General features: G+C 46.8%; 1 protein-coding gene. It reads left to right on the forward strand.

Annotated elements, in window-relative coordinates; all coding sequences use genetic code 11:
• Positions 1 to 385 (forward strand): Clp protease N-terminal domain-containing protein (locus SB660_RS19170; RefSeq protein ID WP_410583808.1); only part of this gene is annotated, 385 nt, incomplete at both ends.

A 385-nucleotide genomic window follows, 5' to 3' on the forward strand; every position in this document is an offset into this window, starting at 1 on the left:
AAGGTATTGGCACTGGCACAGGAGGAAGCACTGCGCTTAGGCCATAACAATATTGGAACTGAACATATCTTATTAGGTCTGGTTCGTGAAGGAGAAGGGATTGCGGCTAAAGCACTCCAAGCACTCGGACTCGGTTCGGATAAAATTCAGAAAGAAGTGGAGAGCTTAATCGGACGGGGACAGGAAATGTCTCAAACGATTCATTATACGCCAAGAGCAAAAAAAGTCATTGAGCTCAGCATGGATGAAGCCAGAAAGCTAGGACATTCTTATGTGGGAACAGAACACATACTTCTCGGATTGATCCGTGAAGGAGAAGGCGTGGCGGCGAGAGTTCTGAATAATCTCGGTGTCAGCTTGAATAAAGCGAGACAGCAAGTGCTGC

It is taken from the genome of Bacillus sp. SIMBA_005 (assembly GCF_046535585.1).
GTDB classification, from domain to species: Bacteria; Bacillota; Bacilli; order Bacillales; family Bacillaceae; genus Bacillus; species Bacillus pumilus.